11 protein-coding genes and 2 tRNA genes are annotated in these 14,051 nt (G+C 65.0%); 10 read left to right on the forward strand and 3 right to left on the reverse strand.

Features of this window, described 5'->3' with window-relative positions; genetic code table 11:
• Window positions 1-28: 28 nt before the first annotated feature.
• Window positions 29-2,470 carry an ATP-dependent helicase gene (locus Ga0080574_RS06920; protein ID WP_076696419.1) on the reverse strand — a complete coding sequence of 814 codons (2,442 nt, stop codon included), beginning with the start codon at window positions 2,468-2,470 and terminating at the stop codon, window positions 29-31.
• 344 nt (window positions 2,471-2,814) lie between these two features.
• Here Ga0080574_RS06920 and Ga0080574_RS06925 point away from each other — a divergent pair, with 344 nt between their 5' ends.
• The 3 genes from Ga0080574_RS06925 (at window position 2,815) to Ga0080574_RS06935 (ending at window position 7,498) form a co-directional block, all read left to right on the forward strand.
• A complete protein-coding gene (locus tag Ga0080574_RS06925) occupies window positions 2,815-3,327 on the forward strand; it encodes a calcium-binding protein (RefSeq protein ID WP_076696421.1) in 513 nt (170 codons plus the stop codon).
• Between the two features lie 213 nt (window positions 3,328-3,540).
• Complete coding sequence (pyc, locus tag Ga0080574_RS06930) at window positions 3,541-6,984, forward strand: pyruvate carboxylase (RefSeq protein WP_076696424.1); 3,444 nt, start codon at window positions 3,541-3,543, stop codon at window positions 6,982-6,984.
• Between the two features lie 112 nt (window positions 6,985-7,096).
• Window positions 7,097-7,498, forward strand: coding sequence for a rhodanese-like domain-containing protein (locus tag Ga0080574_RS06935; protein WP_076696426.1), 402 nt, complete (start codon window positions 7,097-7,099; stop codon window positions 7,496-7,498).
• A gap of 8 nt (window positions 7,499-7,506) precedes the next feature.
• Here Ga0080574_RS06935 and Ga0080574_RS06940 read toward each other — a convergent pair whose 3' ends face one another.
• Window positions 7,507-8,004 (reverse strand): DUF4405 domain-containing protein, encoded by a 498-nt coding sequence (locus tag Ga0080574_RS06940; protein WP_076696428.1) that lies wholly within the window; start codon window positions 8,002-8,004, stop codon window positions 7,507-7,509.
• 176 nt (window positions 8,005-8,180) lie between these two features.
• Between Ga0080574_RS06940 and Ga0080574_RS06945 the strand changes: the two genes are divergently transcribed.
• The 7 genes from Ga0080574_RS06945 to Ga0080574_RS06975 all read left to right on the forward strand — a co-directional run bounded on the left by Ga0080574_RS06945 (window position 8,181) and on the right by Ga0080574_RS06975 (window position 11,555).
• Window positions 8,181-8,255, forward strand: a tRNA-Gly gene (locus Ga0080574_RS06945).
• A 37-nt stretch (window positions 8,256-8,292) separates the two neighbouring features.
• Window positions 8,293-8,367: transfer RNA gene (locus Ga0080574_RS06950), tRNA-Gly, on the forward strand.
• Window positions 8,368-8,665: 298 nt separating this feature from the next.
• A complete protein-coding gene (locus Ga0080574_RS06955) occupies window positions 8,666-9,112 on the forward strand; it encodes a hypothetical protein (protein ID WP_237219333.1) in 447 nt (148 codons plus the stop codon).
• On the forward strand, window positions 9,109-9,786 hold the full coding sequence (locus Ga0080574_RS06960) for a MotA/TolQ/ExbB proton channel family protein (protein ID WP_076696430.1): 678 nt from the start codon (window positions 9,109-9,111) through the stop codon (window positions 9,784-9,786). Before Ga0080574_RS06955 ends, Ga0080574_RS06960 begins: the two co-directional genes overlap by 4 nt.
• Window positions 9,779-10,171 carry a biopolymer transporter ExbD gene (locus tag Ga0080574_RS06965; protein WP_237219334.1) on the forward strand — a complete coding sequence of 131 codons (393 nt, stop codon included), beginning with the start codon at window positions 9,779-9,781 and terminating at the stop codon, window positions 10,169-10,171. Before Ga0080574_RS06960 ends, Ga0080574_RS06965 begins: the two co-directional genes overlap by 8 nt.
• A complete protein-coding gene (locus tag Ga0080574_RS06970) occupies window positions 10,171-10,560 on the forward strand; it encodes an ExbD/TolR family protein (protein WP_198039781.1) in 390 nt (129 codons plus the stop codon). The genes Ga0080574_RS06965 and Ga0080574_RS06970 overlap by 1 nt, the downstream gene beginning before the upstream one ends.
• Window positions 10,557-11,555 (forward strand): energy transducer TonB family protein, encoded by a 999-nt coding sequence (locus tag Ga0080574_RS06975; protein WP_076696435.1) that lies wholly within the window; start codon window positions 10,557-10,559, stop codon window positions 11,553-11,555. The genes Ga0080574_RS06970 and Ga0080574_RS06975 overlap by 4 nt, the downstream gene beginning before the upstream one ends.
• A gap of 360 nt (window positions 11,556-11,915) precedes the next feature.
• Here the strand turns inward: Ga0080574_RS06975 and Ga0080574_RS06980 are convergent, their stop codons facing one another.
• Window positions 11,916-13,958, reverse strand: coding sequence for a TonB-dependent receptor plug domain-containing protein (locus tag Ga0080574_RS06980; RefSeq protein ID WP_076696437.1), 2,043 nt, complete (start codon window positions 13,956-13,958; stop codon window positions 11,916-11,918).
• Window positions 13,959-14,051: the final 93 nt, after the last annotated feature.

Consider the following 14,051-nt stretch of genomic DNA (forward strand, 5'->3'; position numbering starts at 1 on the left):
AACTCTTTTCGAAAAGAGTTGCCGTCGCTCAGAACGGCACGTCGTCCTCCGCATGCACGAAGCGCGCGACCACCTTCTTCACCCCGGATTTCTCGAAGGCGATCTCCAGCTTGTCGCCCTCGATCCCGGTGATCTCGCCATAACCGAATTTCTGGTGAAACACCCGCTGGCCCATCTCGAAGGCCGAGACCGCCTGAAGGTCGATCACCGTATTGCGGCTTTCGCGCGGCTGGCTCACCGGGCGCTGCGACGAGCGTTCCTGCAAGCGCTTCCAGCCCGGGGAATTGTAGACATTGGCCTCCGCCGCCCGCGTTTCCAGCCCCGATCCGCCGCCATAGGCCGCCGCTGCGCCGTAGCCGCCGCCATAGAGCCCCGGCGGCGTCAGCACCTCCACATGCGCCTCGGGCAGCTCGTCGATGAAACGCGACGGCAGCGCCGATTGCCACTGGCCGAACACCCGGCGGTTGCCGGCGAAGGAGATCGTGCAGAGCTCCTCGGCCCGGGTGATCCCGACATAGGCCAGCCGCCGCTCCTCCTCGAGCCCCTTCAGCCCGCTCTCGTCCATGCTGCGCTGCGACGGGAACAGCCCGTCCTCCCAGCCCGGCAGGAAGACGCAGGGGAATTCCAGCCCCTTGGCCGCGTGCAGCGTCATGATCGAGACCTTGGCGCCGGCCTCCTCGCTCTCATTGTCCATGATCAGCGCGACGTGTTCGAGGAACCCCTGAAGGTTCTCGAACTGCTCCAGCGCCTTGACCAGCTCCTTGAGGTTCTCCAGCCGGCCCGGCGCCTCGGGCGTCTTGTCGTTCTGCCACATCGCCGTGTAGCCGGATTCGTCGAGAATGACCTCGGCCAGCTCCATATGGCTGAGCTCCGGCGTGCCGCGCCGGGTCTCGCCCACCAAAAAGGCGGGCTCGTCGTCGATCACATCGGCGCTGTCTTCGGCCTCGCCCGGGCGCAGCACCGGCCCCAGCATGGTCTCGCGCCAGCGCGCCAGATTTTCGCAGAGCATCCGCAGCTGGCCGGCGCCCTTGCCCCGGAGCCGCTCCTCCTCCACCGCGATGCGGGCGCCCTCGATCAGCGACACGCCGAATTCCCGCGCCGTCGCCTGAATGGTCTGCTGCGCCTTGTCGCCAAGGCCGCGCTTGGGGGTGTTGACGATGCGCTCGAAGGCGAGATCGTCATCGGGCGAGACCACCAGCCGGAAATAGGCCATGGCGTCGCGGATCTCCATCCGCTCGTAAAAGCGCGGGCCGCCGATGACGCGATAGGGCAGACCGATGGTGAGGAACCGGTCCTCGAAGGCGCGCATCTGATGCGAGGCACGCACCAGAATGGCGATGTCGTCGAGCGAATATTGCCGCAGCCCGCGCGTACCCTTTTGCAGCGACTCGATCTCCTCGCCGATCCAGCGCGCCTCTTCCTCGCCGTCCCAGTGGCCGATGAGGCGGACCTTCTCGCCCTCCTCGGCCTGGGTCCAGAGCTCCTTGCCCAGCCGACCCTCATTGCCGCGGATCACGCCGGACGCGGCAGCGAGGATATGCGGGGTCGAGCGGTAATTCTGTTCCAGCCGCACCACATGGGCGCCGGGGAAATCCTTTTCAAAGCGCAGGATGTTGCCGACCTCGGCACCGCGCCAGCCATAGATCGACTGGTCGTCATCGCCGACGCAGCAGATGTTCTTGTGTCCCCCGGCCAGCAGCCGCAGCCAGAGATACTGCGCAACGTTGGTATCCTGATACTCGTCCACGAGGATGTAGCGGAACCAGCGCTGATACTGCGCCAGCACATCCGGATGCGCCTGAAAGATCGTCACCACATGCAGCAGCAGGTCGCCGAAATCGCAGGCATTGAGTTCGCGCAGACGGGCTTGGTACTGCTCGTAAAGCTCGGTGCCGCGATGGTTGAAGGCGCCAGCCTCGGAGGCGGGCACCTTGGAGGGCGTCCAGGCGCGGTTCTTCCAGTGGTCGATGAGCGAGGCAAGCTGCCGCGCCGGCCAGCGCTTTTCGTCGATATTGTTGAGCGAGAGCAGCTGTTTCAGCAGGCGGATCTGATCGTCGGTATCGAGAATGGTGAAATTGCTCTTGAGCCCGGCCAGCTCCGCATGGCGGCGCAGCAGCTTGACGCAGATCGCATGGAAGGTGCCGAGCCAGGGCATGCCCTCGATCTGCTGGCCGAGCATCCGCCCCACCCGCTCCTTCATCTCGCGCGCGGCCTTGTTGGTGAAGGTCACCGCGAGGATCTCGTTCGCGCGCGCATTGCCGCTCATCAGAAGATGCACGATCCGCGCGGTCAGCGCCTTGGTCTTGCCGGTGCCCGCGCCGGCCAGCATCAGCACCGGCCCGTCCATCTGCAACACCGCCTCGCGCTGCGCCGGATTCAGGTCGTCGAGATAGGGCGCGGGCCGTGCCGCCATGGCGCGGGCCGACAGCGACGCGCCTTCGAAGGCGTCCATGTCATCGAAACTGCTCATGGGGCGAAAATAGCGCGACGGCCCGGCGGTGGGAAGGGCCGTTCTGCATTTGTTCATAACTTCGCGCAGGCGGCAAAAACACGGGCGCACAGCAAAAACGAATCGTTTCATAGCGCCAATTGCAATAGTGCGGACAAATCACAACCTAAAGGGAATCGAATAAATTCAGATTCAATTTTAAGGGAATCGGCCGCTTAGTATTTGGAAGAAAACTATCACCCAAAAAAATTATCAGAACAAAATACGGCAAAACTGAGGCCAACGGTTAAATTACTGAGATATTAATGCGACAGAATTGAATCACCCGCGGTGCATTTGCCGCATTTTCTTTAGTGGGGGTAGATATGGAACTTACTGATACTGGTGATACTTTCAACGGCGACCAAACCGGCGAAGTCATTGATGGCCTGAACGGTGCAGATTCGATCGCAGGCAATGCCGGCAACGACACCATCAGCGGCGGCGGTGGCCGCGATCTGCTGCTTGGCGGACAAGGGCAGGACACCGTGCTTGGCGGTGGCGGTAGCGATACCATCTATGGCGGCGCAGATGACGATTTCATCTATGGGAACGCAGGCGCTGACTTTCTTTCCGGCGACCTGGGTGCCGACACACTGAAAGGCGGCGGCGGAAACGACACCTTCATGTTCAAGGCGGCGACCGCAGACGCGACAGACACCATCGTCGATTACAACGCCGGTGAAACCCTTCTCTTTGAGGGCTTCGCGGTCGACTCTGTCGACTTCAACACAGTAAATGGTGACGACCTGCTGATCACAATCGACGGTGTCGACGTGGTCATCATCGAGGATTTCGACATTCTCGATATTGGCAGCCTCAATTTTGAGTTTGCCTGATACTTGAATATAAGAGCCGGGCGCGCCTTTTTCGGGCGCCCGGCTTTCTCGCCGGAAAAAACGCCGGAAACCAGGCCGCCCGCCCGGGCGGCCTGCCTTTGCAAACCCCCTGCTGAATTCGGCTAACTTTGCAAAACCGCCCTTGCGCTGCAACGCGGCATGACGTTCACTCTGCGCCACGGTTACTGGGATGGCCGAAAACGGAGGAATAACATGCCCGAGTTCCAGAAGATTCTCATCGCCAACCGCGGTGAGATCGCCATTCGCATCATGCGAGCGGCGAACGAGATGGGGAAGAAGACCGTCGCCGTCTTCGCGGAGGAAGACAAGCTTGGGCTCCACCGTTTCAAGGCCGACGAAGCCTATCGCATCGGCGAGGGGCTGGGGCCGGTCGCCGCCTACCTGTCGATCCCCGAGATCATCCGCGTGGCCAAGGAATCGGGCGCCGACGCGATCCATCCGGGCTATGGGCTGCTCTCAGAAAACCCCGATTTCGTCGATGCCTGTGTGGAGGCGGGCATCACCTTTATCGGGCCCAAGGCGGAAACCATGCGCGCGCTCGGCGACAAGGCCAGCGCCCGCAAGGTCGCCATCGAAGCGGGCGTTCCGGTCATCCCCGCCACCGAAGTGCTGGGCGACGATTTCAAAGCCATCGCCAAGGAGGCCGACGAGATCGGCTATCCGCTGATGCTCAAGGCCTCCTGGGGTGGCGGCGGGCGCGGCATGCGCCCCATCGAAGGCCCCAAGGAGCTGAAGGAAAAGGTGCTGGAGGGCCGCCGCGAGGCCGAAGCCGCCTTTGGCAATGGCGAGGGGTATCTGGAAAAGATGATCACCCGCGCCCGCCATGTCGAGGTGCAGATCCTCGGCGACAAGCAGGGCAATATCTACCACCTCTATGAGCGCGACTGCTCGGTGCAGCGCCGCAACCAGAAAGTGGTCGAGCGCGCCCCTGCCCCCTATCTCTCCGAGGCGCAGCGCGAAGAGCTTTGCGAGCTGGGCCGCAAGATCTGCGCGCATGTGCATTACGAATGCGCCGGCACGGTCGAGTTCCTGATGGATATGGACTCCGGCAATTTCTACTTCATCGAGGTCAACCCGCGCGTGCAGGTCGAGCATACGGTGACCGAAGAGGTCACCGGCATCGACATCGTGCAGGCGCAGATCATGATCGCCGAGGGCAAGAGCCTCGCCGAAGCAACCGGCAAGGCCAGCCAGTACGATATCAAACTGACCGGCCATGCGCTGCAAACCCGGATCACCACCGAGGATCCGACCAACAATTTCATCCCCGATTACGGCCGCATCACCGCCTATCGCTCGGCCACCGGCATGGGCATCCGTCTCGACGGCGGCACCGCCTATGCGGGCGGGGTGATCACCCGCTATTACGATTCGCTGCTGGTGAAGGTGACGGCCAAGGCGCCGACGCCGGAAAAGGCCATCAAGCGGATGGACCGGGCGCTGCGGGAATTCCGCATCCGGGGGGTGAGCACGAATATCGACTTCGTGATCAACCTGCTGAAGCACCCGGTGTTCCTCAACAACCAGTACACCACCAAGTTCATCGACACGACGCCCGAGCTCTTCGATTTCAAGAAGCGCCGCGACCGGGGCACCAAGGTGCTGACCTATCTCGCCGATATCACGGTGAACGGGCATCCGGAGGTGCAGGGCCGTCCCAAGCCGCATGCGGAGCTGAAGCCGGCCAAGCCGCCGGCACTGCGCACCGAGACGCCGCCCGCCGGCACCCGCACGCTGCTGGAGGAAAAGGGCGCGCAGGCGGTGGCCGACTGGATGGCGGCGCAGAAACAACTGCTGATCACCGACACCACCATGCGCGACGGTCACCAGTCGCTGCTGGCCACCCGCATGCGCTCGCTCGACATGATCAAGGTGGCCCCGGCATATGCGGCGAATCTCTCGGGTCTGTTCTCGGTGGAATGCTGGGGCGGCGCGACCTTCGACGTGGCCTATCGCTTCCTCCAGGAGTGCCCCTGGCAGCGGCTGCGCGACATCCGCGCCAAGATGCCCAACGTCATGACGCAGATGCTGCTGCGCGCCTCGAACGGGGTGGGCTATACCAACTATCCCGACAATGTTGTGCAGAGCTTCGTGGCGCAGGCGGCGGCCTCGGGCGTCGACGTGTTCCGCGTCTTCGACAGCCTGAACTGGGTCGAAAACATGCGCGTCGCCATGGATGCGGTGATCGAAAGCGGCAAGGTCTGCGAGGGCACGATCTGCTATACCGGCGATATCCTCGACCCGGCCCGCGCCAAGTACGACCTGAAATACTATGTCGCGATGGGCAAGGAGCTGAAGGCCGCCGGCGCGCATGTGCTGGGGCTGAAGGACATGGCCGGGCTGCTGAAACCCTCCGCCGCCGGTGCGCTGATCACCGCGCTGAAGGAAGAGGTGGGCCTGCCGATCCATTTCCACACCCATGACACCTCCGGCGCGGCTATCGCCACCATCATGGAGGCGTCGAAAGCGGGCGTCGACGCGGTGGATGCGGCGATGGACGCGCTTTCGGGCAACACCTCGCAGCCGACGCTGGGCTCCATCGTCGAGGCGCTGCGCCATACCGAGCGCGACACCGGGCTCGACATGGAGGTGATCCGCGAGACCTCGAACTACTGGGAAGCGGTGCGCGGGCAATACGCCGCCTTCGAGAGCGGCATGCAGGCGCCGGCCTCCGAGGTCTATCTGCACGAGATGCCGGGCGGCCAGTTCACCAACCTCAAGGCGCAGGCGCGTTCGCTGGGACTGGAAGAACGCTGGCACGAGGTCGCCAAGACCTATGCCGACGTGAACATGATGTTCGGCGATATCGTCAAGGTGACGCCGTCGTCGAAGGTCGTGGGCGACATGGCGCTGATGATGGTGAGCCAGGGCCTGACCCGCGCGCAGGTCGAGGATCCGAAAACCGAGGTGAGCTTCCCCGATTCGGTCATCGACATGATGCGCGGCAATCTCGGCCAGCCGCCGGGCGGCTTCCCCGACGGGATCGTCAAGAAGGTGCTGAAGAGCGAAAAGCCCAACACCGACCGCCCCGGCGCGCATCTGCCGCCCGCCGATTTCGACGCGCTGCGCAAGGAGCTGGAAGCGAAATTCGAGGATGTCGAATTCGACGACGAGGATTTCAACGGCTACCTGATGTATCCCAAGGTCTTCACCGATTACGTCGCCCGGCACGAGGATTACGGCCCCGTGCGGGTGCTGCCGACGCTGAGCTATTTCTACGGCATGCAGCCCGGCGAGGAGATCACCGCCGAGATCGACCCGGGCAAGACGCTGGAGATCCGGCTGATCGCGGTGGGTGAGACCCAGGACGATGGCGAGGTGCGGGTGTTCTTCGAGCTGAACGGCCAGCCGCGCACCATCCGCGTGGCCGACCGCAAGGCCAAGGCCTCCTCGGCGGCGCGGCCCAAGGCCGAGACCGGCAATCCCGACCATATCGGCGCGCCGATGCCCGGCGTGGTGGCAAGCGTCGCGGTCTCGGTCGGGCAGAAGGTCAAGGAGGGCGATCTGCTGCTGACCATCGAGGCGATGAAGATGGAAACCGGTCTGCACGCCGAACGCGACGCCACCATCAAGGCGGTGCATGTGATGCCGGGCGGCCAGATCGACGCCAAGGATCTGCTGATCGAGCTGGAATAGACATGTTGCGGGGCGGGGATGCGCTATCCCTGCCCCGCGCCTGTTTTCAGGGTGTTTTTTGAGTATTTGAAGAAAGATGAAGGGGCCTGCGGGCCGCCGGGGAGGAGGACGCATGGCATTGAAGATCACCGCGGCGCAGCTTGTGGCCGAGGCGCGCACCCAGATTCCAGAGGTGGAGACTGCCGAGGCCATCGCGCAGCTTGGCGATCCGGATCTGGTGATCGTCGATATCCGCGATGTGCGCGAACGCCAGCGCACCGGCTGCATTCCCGGCTCGGTGCACGCGCCGCGCGGCATGATCGAATTCTGGGTCGATCCGGAAAGCCCTTATCACAAGGAGGTCTTCGACCAGGAGGGCAAGCGCTATCTCTTTCACTGCGCCAGCGGCTGGCGCTCGGCGTTGACCGTGGCGACGCTTCAGGAGATGGGATTCGAAGCCGCCCATCTGAAGGACGGCTTCAACGACTGGGTGAGCGCCGGCGGGCCCGTCGAGCCGGTCGCACCCAAGGGCTGAGGTCCGCCTCAGCGGGCGAGCACGGCGAAAAGATCGTTGCGCGCACGGCCCGAGGTGGCGGCGAGTTCGCTTAGGCTCTGGTCGGTATCGGCCACCGCAAAGCCCGCCGCCTCAAGCGTGGCGCTCAGTGTTGCGGGCGTTTCGCCGAGCACGGCGGCAACCTCGGCGACAGACCCATCCAGCATCTTTTGCGCCACGGCAAAGGCCGGCGGTCGGCCGCCGCCTGCGCCCTGCCCCATGCTCGGCACGATGAAGGCGGCGGCGGCCAGCGCCGAGACCGCAAGCGTGCCGGCAAAGAGCGGGCGGCGCAGATAGCCCAGCATCGGGCGCCAGTTTTTCCAGACATGCAGCACGAAGGGCAGGATCAGCAGCAGGCTCAGCCATTCGTGCATGCTGTGGAACCAGGCCGGATTCCAATGAAAGAACAGCGCCAGCCCGGAAAGCAGCGAGATCAGGAACAGGCCGGTGAGGAGCGGCGTGGCGATACGTTTGAGAAAGGGTGTCATGGCGGTCTCTTGGCTTTGACGGAACGAAAATCGGCGCGGCGGGTGCGGGGCGCCCTGGGCCGCGTCTTCTTTCACGCCGAAGCCCGGATCGCCCGTCGCGGATTTCCTGCGGGGCGGGCAAATTTCCTCTTGCAGAGCGGCGCGCAAGCCTCTACATCGCCTGCACCATCGGGAACGCGGGCGTAGCTCAGGGGTAGAGCATTACCTTGCCAAGGTAAGGGTCGTGAGTTCGAATCTCATCGCCCGCTCCAGATGGACCCTTCGACAGCAGGACTGTCGTAAACGGATGCGGGCGTAGCTCAGGGGTAGAGCATTACCTTGCCAAGGTAAGGGTCGTGAGTTCGAATCTCATCGCCCGCTCCAATTTTTCAACACCATCAGGCAACAGACGTGACCGGTCATCGTACCGTTTGCAGCCTGTTCCGCGCCCATGACGTTCTTCGACCATCTGTGCACGCCGCTCCTCCGGGCATCCCGGAGTCTGCTCAGAGCAGATCTTGGCACGCGAGGCATCGCGCCGGGAAAAGTTGATAAACTTAATAAGGTATTGAAATTTGCCGCCGCCTGTGGTGAATCTCCCTCCGATCACCAGAGCCAGCTTCCTGCCGAGACAGGCAACGCCAGCGGACCGTGTACCTGACCACGTTTCAAGGAGTTGCCGGTGTCCCGTGCCGTCCCCCCCGCCTTTCGCCGCGCGCTGATCGCATGCGCCGCCGCGCTGGTCCTGCCCGCAGCGCTTGCCGCGCAAGAGGCCGCCCCGACCGGCCTGTCGCTGGAACTGAACGCGCAGGAGCAGCTCGAAAAGGGCTGCAAACTCAGCTTCCTCGCCCGCAACAGCTTTGACGGCGACATTGCCAAGGCGGTGTTCGAAACCGTGCTGTTCGACAGCGACGGCCAGGTCGAGCGCCTGACGCTGTTCGATTTCGGCACCCTGCCCGCCGGCAAGCCCCGGCTGCGGCAATTCGTTGTGCCCGGGCTGCAATGCGATGCGCTGGGGCAGATTCTGATCAATGGCGCCAGCACCTGCGAGGCGGGCGCGCTGGGGGCCGAGGCCTGCGGCAACGGGCTGACACTGAGCAGCCGCACCGATGTGGAGATGATGGGATGATGAACTCTCTGTACCAATCCGTTGCCGACCTGGTGATCCGCATCGCCGAGCTCGGCGGGCCGGTCGTGCTGCTGCTGATCGTGCTGTCGGTGCTGACGCTGACCGTGATCCTCTACAAGCTCTGGCAGTTCCGCGCCGCCGGTGTCGGGCGCCACAAGGCGCTGCGCCTCGCCGTCTCCGCCTGGGACGCGGGCGATACCGGCACCGCGCGCAGCGAGCTGGCGCAGTCCAAGAGCTATCTCAAGCCGGTGATCGCCATGGCCTTTGCCGGGCGCTGCGATCAGGCGCGGCTCGATGCCGAGGCCGAGACCCGCTTCGCCCGGCTCGAAAGCGGCTTCCGCTTTCTCGATTCGGTGGCGCAGCTGTCGCCGCTGCTGGGGCTGTTCGGCACCGTTCTGGGGATGATCTCGGCATTCCAGGCGCTTCAGGAGGCCGGCGCGCAGGTCGACCCGTCGATCCTCGCCGGCGGCATCTGGGTGGCGCTGCTGACCACCGCCGTGGGGCTCGCCGTGGCGATGCCGACCTCGATCGTGCTGAGCTGGTTCGAGACCCGCATGGAGAAAGAGCGCGTGCTGGCCGAAAAGGCGCTGCGCAGCGTGCAGTCCCCCGCCGGCGGCATGCCGCCGCAGGAAACCGCCGTCCAAGCCCCGGCCGGAGCCCCCGCCCATGCGTAAGATGCGGCGCAGGCGCAAACTTTCGATGACGTCGCTGATCGACGTCATCTTCCTGCTGCTGCTCTTCTTCATGCTGACCTCGACCTTCACGCGCTTTGCCGAGGTCGAGCTGACCTCCGGCGGCACCGGTGCCGCACCCTCCGCCTCCGAGCGCCCGCTCTTCCTTCAGCTCGGGCCGGAGACCGCGCGGCTCAACAGCGCCGACGTGGCGCTGGAGGGTCTCGCCGAGGCGCTCGCCGAGCAGCGCGGCGAGGCCAGCGCAAGCGAGGCGCGGCGGCTTCTGGTCGCACTTCAGCCCGGCGTCACCGCGCAGCGCCTGACCGATCTGCTGGTGATCCTGCGCGGCATACCGGGCTTCACGCCCACCGTTCTGGGAGCGTCCTGATGCGTGCGCGCCGACCGAAAACCGAACGCGAGCCGACCATCGCCCTGATCAACATCGTCTTTCTGATGCTGATCTTCTTTCTCGTGGCCGGCACGCTGGCCCAGCCGCTCGACCCTGAGCTGAAGCTGGTGAGCACCGCCGATCTGGAAGGCAGCCCGCCGCCGCCCGATGCGCTGGTGGTGCATCCCGACGGCGCGCTCAGCCTGCGCGGCGAGGTGCAGGACTCGCCCGAGACCTATCTCGCGGCGCTGGATCCCGAGGCCCGTGCGCTGGTGCGGCTGGTGCCCGACCGCGATCTGCCCGCCGCCGATCTGGTGGAGGTGGCGCGGGCGCTGCGTGCCGGCGGTGCGGAAAAGGTCATGATCGTGAGTGAAAGGGGGCTGCAATGATTGCCAAATCCCGCGTTCTCAAAGGCGTTGCGCTGCTTCTGGCATGCAGCGCCCATGGCGCGCTCGCGCTGGCGCTGCTGCCCGGCAGCGAGGCCATCGAGATCGAGGGCTCGGACGGCGCCGCCGAGGCGCGGCTCGGATCGAGCTTCGCCGATATGGCGGCGGGCACGATTTCCGCCACACCGCCCGAAGAGCCCACCGAGGCCGAGCCGGTGGAAGAGGCGGCGCTGACCCCGGAACCGCCCACCGAAACCGAGCCCGCGCCGACACCGCCGGAGGCGGAAGCGCCGGCGCCCGCTGAAAGCGAACAGGCCAGCCCCAGCCCGGCGCCGCAGGCCGAGCCAGTGCCCGACACGGCGGTGGCAGACCCCGTACCCACTGCGCCCGCGCCCGATGCGGTCGCCGCGCTGCCGGCGGAGACGCCCGAACAGACCGAATCCGAGGCCCCAGCCGAACGTATCGAGGCCGAGGACGACACGCCTCCGAACGCGATGGCAAGCTCGCTGCGCCCGATGGAACGGCCTGAAACCCTGCGCAAGCCGGAGCCCGCCCCGAAACCTGCGGCAAAGCCCAAACCCAAGACCCAGACCGCCCGCAAGCAGCCCGAGCGCAAGCCCCAGGCCGCACCGCAGGGCAATGCCGACCGCAACGCCAAGGCCGGTCAGGAAGCGGGCAAGGAAACCGCCCGCGCCACCCGCAGCGGCTCGGGCGGCAAGACGAAACAGTCGGGCAACGCCGCAGCAAGCAACTATCCCGGCAAGGTCATGCGCAAGCTCTCGCGCGTGCCGCGCCCGCGGCTGAACGCCCGCGGCGCCACCGTCGTGGCCTTCCGGATCTCGGGAAGCGGCGGGCTGGCCGGTGTCTCGGTGGCGCGCAGCTCTGGTTCTTCGGCGCTCGACAGCGCGGCGCTGAGGGTGGTGCAACGCGCCGCCCCCTTCCCCGCGCCGCCCGCCGGGGCGCAGCGCAGCTTCTCGATCCAGATCAAAGGCCGCTAACGGCCTGGGCAGGCTCTCTTCCCGGAGATCGCGGCAAGGGCGGGCAGCAATGTCCGCCCTTTTTGCGTACCGCTCGCGACGAAGGCGACCCGTTGGCTCAAGCCCCCCGGGGGATCGTACCAGAACAGCCCGGCGTGTCGCGCTCTCCCCCGTACAGTCGTCGGCACCCGCCATCCTGACGGAATGCCGGTCACACGCCTGCCCAAGCAGCCGACCCCGTCCGCAAAGAGACATCCCCGAGCAAGCGTCACGCCGCTGAGACCGTCCCCCCTCGTCTCCAGCCTCCAAAACGAGAAACGCCCCCCGGGAGACCCGGGAGGCGTTTCCACCTTACTCCACCGCGAGGGAACAGCGGCGGGATCAGAAGACTTTCGACAGGCCCAGCTTGTAGGTTCGGCCCGGCGCATCGCGCGAGGACAGGTTGCCGGTATAGTCGAGGTCAAAGGCGTTTTCGATGCCGAAACGGATCTCGGTGCCTTCCAGCGCCCCGGTCTGCGGCCGGTAAGTGGCACGCAGGTTGTGCACCGTGTAATCGGGCAGATCCGCCTCAAGCGCGTCACGCGCATCGGTGGTGTGCCGCACCTCCCAGCTCATGTCCAGCCAGTCGCCCCATTTGTGGCCCAGCGTCAGGCCCACCGCATCGCCCGGCTTGTTGCGCCAGTCGGTATCGCTGAGCCCGTCAGCGTATTCCGTGCCCTCGGTCCAGCTGCCCTGGAAGTCGACATAGGTGCCGGAGGCAAACCCGTAAGAGGCTTCGAGCTCGAAGCCTTCGGTCTCGACGCGGTCGAGATTGGGGCTGGTCGAGCCGGTCGCGGAGTAGCTGGTGATGTCCCAGAGCTCGGTCTGATAGTAGCTGCCCCGCACCGAGAGGTTGTCGCCCGGCGAGAACACATCCACCGAAGCATAGGAGGCACCAAGCTCCCAGGTGTCGGATTTCTCGGTGGTGGTCATGCGCCATTCGTTGACCGCAGCCGGGCCGAGATCGTCGATGATCGGCAGGCCCTCGGTATAGGCGTAGCTGCCGAAGACCGACAGGCCGTTGCCGAACTCATATGCCAGCGCCACGCCGCCCATCAGCGCATCGTTCTCGAAATCGCCGTAGGTGGTGGCGCTCTCGACCTCGGATTTCTCCCAGCGCAGCGCCGGGGTCAGGGTAAAGCCGTTGAACCGCATCTCGTCGATGACAAAGACCGCAAGCCGGTTGTCCTCACCCCCGGGCGCGCTGGCGGCATCGTTATCGGCGCGCTCGCGCCGCGACAGCTCGACCCCGGCACGCAGGGTGTGATCCACGATCCCGGTCTGGAACATCGCGGCGTTCTTCACGGTCAGCTTGGTGGTCTCGTATTGCTGATCGGCATTCACCGTATCGCGCAGGAATGGCCAGGTCGGCGTGAATTCCAGCGGCGACGAGCCCGGCACATAGCTGTATTCGATCTGCTGGTCGGCATAGGAGAGCGTCGCGGTCAGGTCGATCAGGTCACTGACGGGATTGTAGCGGTATTCCAGGGTCGTCTGGCTGGTTTCGGTCAGCCGGTCGACATTGCCGAAACTGCCGCCGGTGGTGCCGAACGTGTCATAGGGCACATCCTTTTCATCCGCCGTGGTACGCGAATAGGACAGCGTCACGCTATGTTCGTCGTCCTGGCCGAAAGTGAACTTGCCCTTGAGCAGCCCCGAGGGCGTTTCGAACCCGCTGTTGCCGATCTCATGGCCGTCGCCGTCGACCTGATCGTCCTGCTGGCGCCAGGTGTAGTTGAGCAGGAATTCGGCGCGTTCGGTCGGCTGCCAGGCCAGCGTGGTCGAGCTGACCGCCCCGGCGGTGTTCGAGCTGAACTCGAAACTCTGCCCGACGCGGAAGCCCGGCACGCCGCCGGTGAAATCCGAGGCGTCCTTGGTTTCCAGCTTCACGACGCCGCCGACGATGCCGGAGCCGTATTCGAAGCTGCCGATAGTGCCGCGCAGCACCTCGACCTGGCGATAGAGCAGCGGGTCGGTAAAGAGCTGCGTGCCGATGCGGTAGAGTTCTTCCGAACCCACCGAGGCACCGTCGACCAGAATCGCGATTTTCTGGTCGTTGCCATAGGCCTCGTTGGCACCATAGCCGCGAATATTGATGCCCGAGCCCTGCGGCGTCGAACCGTTGATAAGCGTCACACCGGGCACCGAATCGATCAGCTCGGCGATGGTGCCGGCTTGCCGGTCCTCGATCTCCTCCGCGTCCACGGTGGTGACAGGCACCGCGCCGCCGAGACTCAGATCGCGTTTGCCCGGGGTCAGATAAAGCGTGCCGAGAAAGCCGCTGACCGTATTGATATCGGTCGCGACTTCCTGCGCGGCGACAGGGGTCGCGCAAAGGGAAACGAGAATAAGCGCGGTCGTGCCGCGCAATCTGCTGCGTGTCATGAGTTCAGCCTTGATCAGCGATGGGTCGGATGGGGTCGCTGGCACAGGGCTGGCTCTGCGGATCCGTGCAAATTTTCGTCACAAATCCGTTTG

The sequence above is a fragment of the Salipiger abyssi genome (genome assembly GCF_001975705.1).
GTDB classification, from domain to species: domain Bacteria; phylum Pseudomonadota; class Alphaproteobacteria; order Rhodobacterales; family Rhodobacteraceae; genus Salipiger; species Salipiger abyssi.

Coding starts and splice junctions, on each gene's coding strand:
- Ga0080574_RS06970 (WP_198039781.1), top strand. CDS start 10,171: ATGCGTGCGCGCCGACCGAAAACCGAACGCGAGCCGACCATCGCCCTG.
- pyc (WP_076696424.1), top strand. CDS start 3,541: ATGCCCGAGTTCCAGAAGATTCTCATCGCCAACCGCGGTGAGATCGCC.
- Ga0080574_RS06965 (WP_237219334.1), top strand. CDS start 9,779: ATGCGTAAGATGCGGCGCAGGCGCAAACTTTCGATGACGTCGCTGATC.
- Ga0080574_RS06920 (WP_076696419.1), bottom strand. CDS start 2,470: ATGAGCAGTTTCGATGACATGGACGCCTTCGAAGGCGCGTCGCTGTCG.
- Ga0080574_RS06925 (WP_076696421.1), top strand. CDS start 2,815: ATGGAACTTACTGATACTGGTGATACTTTCAACGGCGACCAAACCGGC.
- Ga0080574_RS06975 (WP_076696435.1), top strand. CDS start 10,557: ATGATTGCCAAATCCCGCGTTCTCAAAGGCGTTGCGCTGCTTCTGGCA.
- Ga0080574_RS06940 (WP_076696428.1), bottom strand. CDS start 8,004: ATGACACCCTTTCTCAAACGTATCGCCACGCCGCTCCTCACCGGCCTG.
- Ga0080574_RS06980 (WP_076696437.1), bottom strand. CDS start 13,958: ATGACACGCAGCAGATTGCGCGGCACGACCGCGCTTATTCTCGTTTCC.
- Ga0080574_RS06935 (WP_076696426.1), top strand. CDS start 7,097: ATGGCATTGAAGATCACCGCGGCGCAGCTTGTGGCCGAGGCGCGCACC.
- Ga0080574_RS06960 (WP_076696430.1), top strand. CDS start 9,109: ATGATGAACTCTCTGTACCAATCCGTTGCCGACCTGGTGATCCGCATC.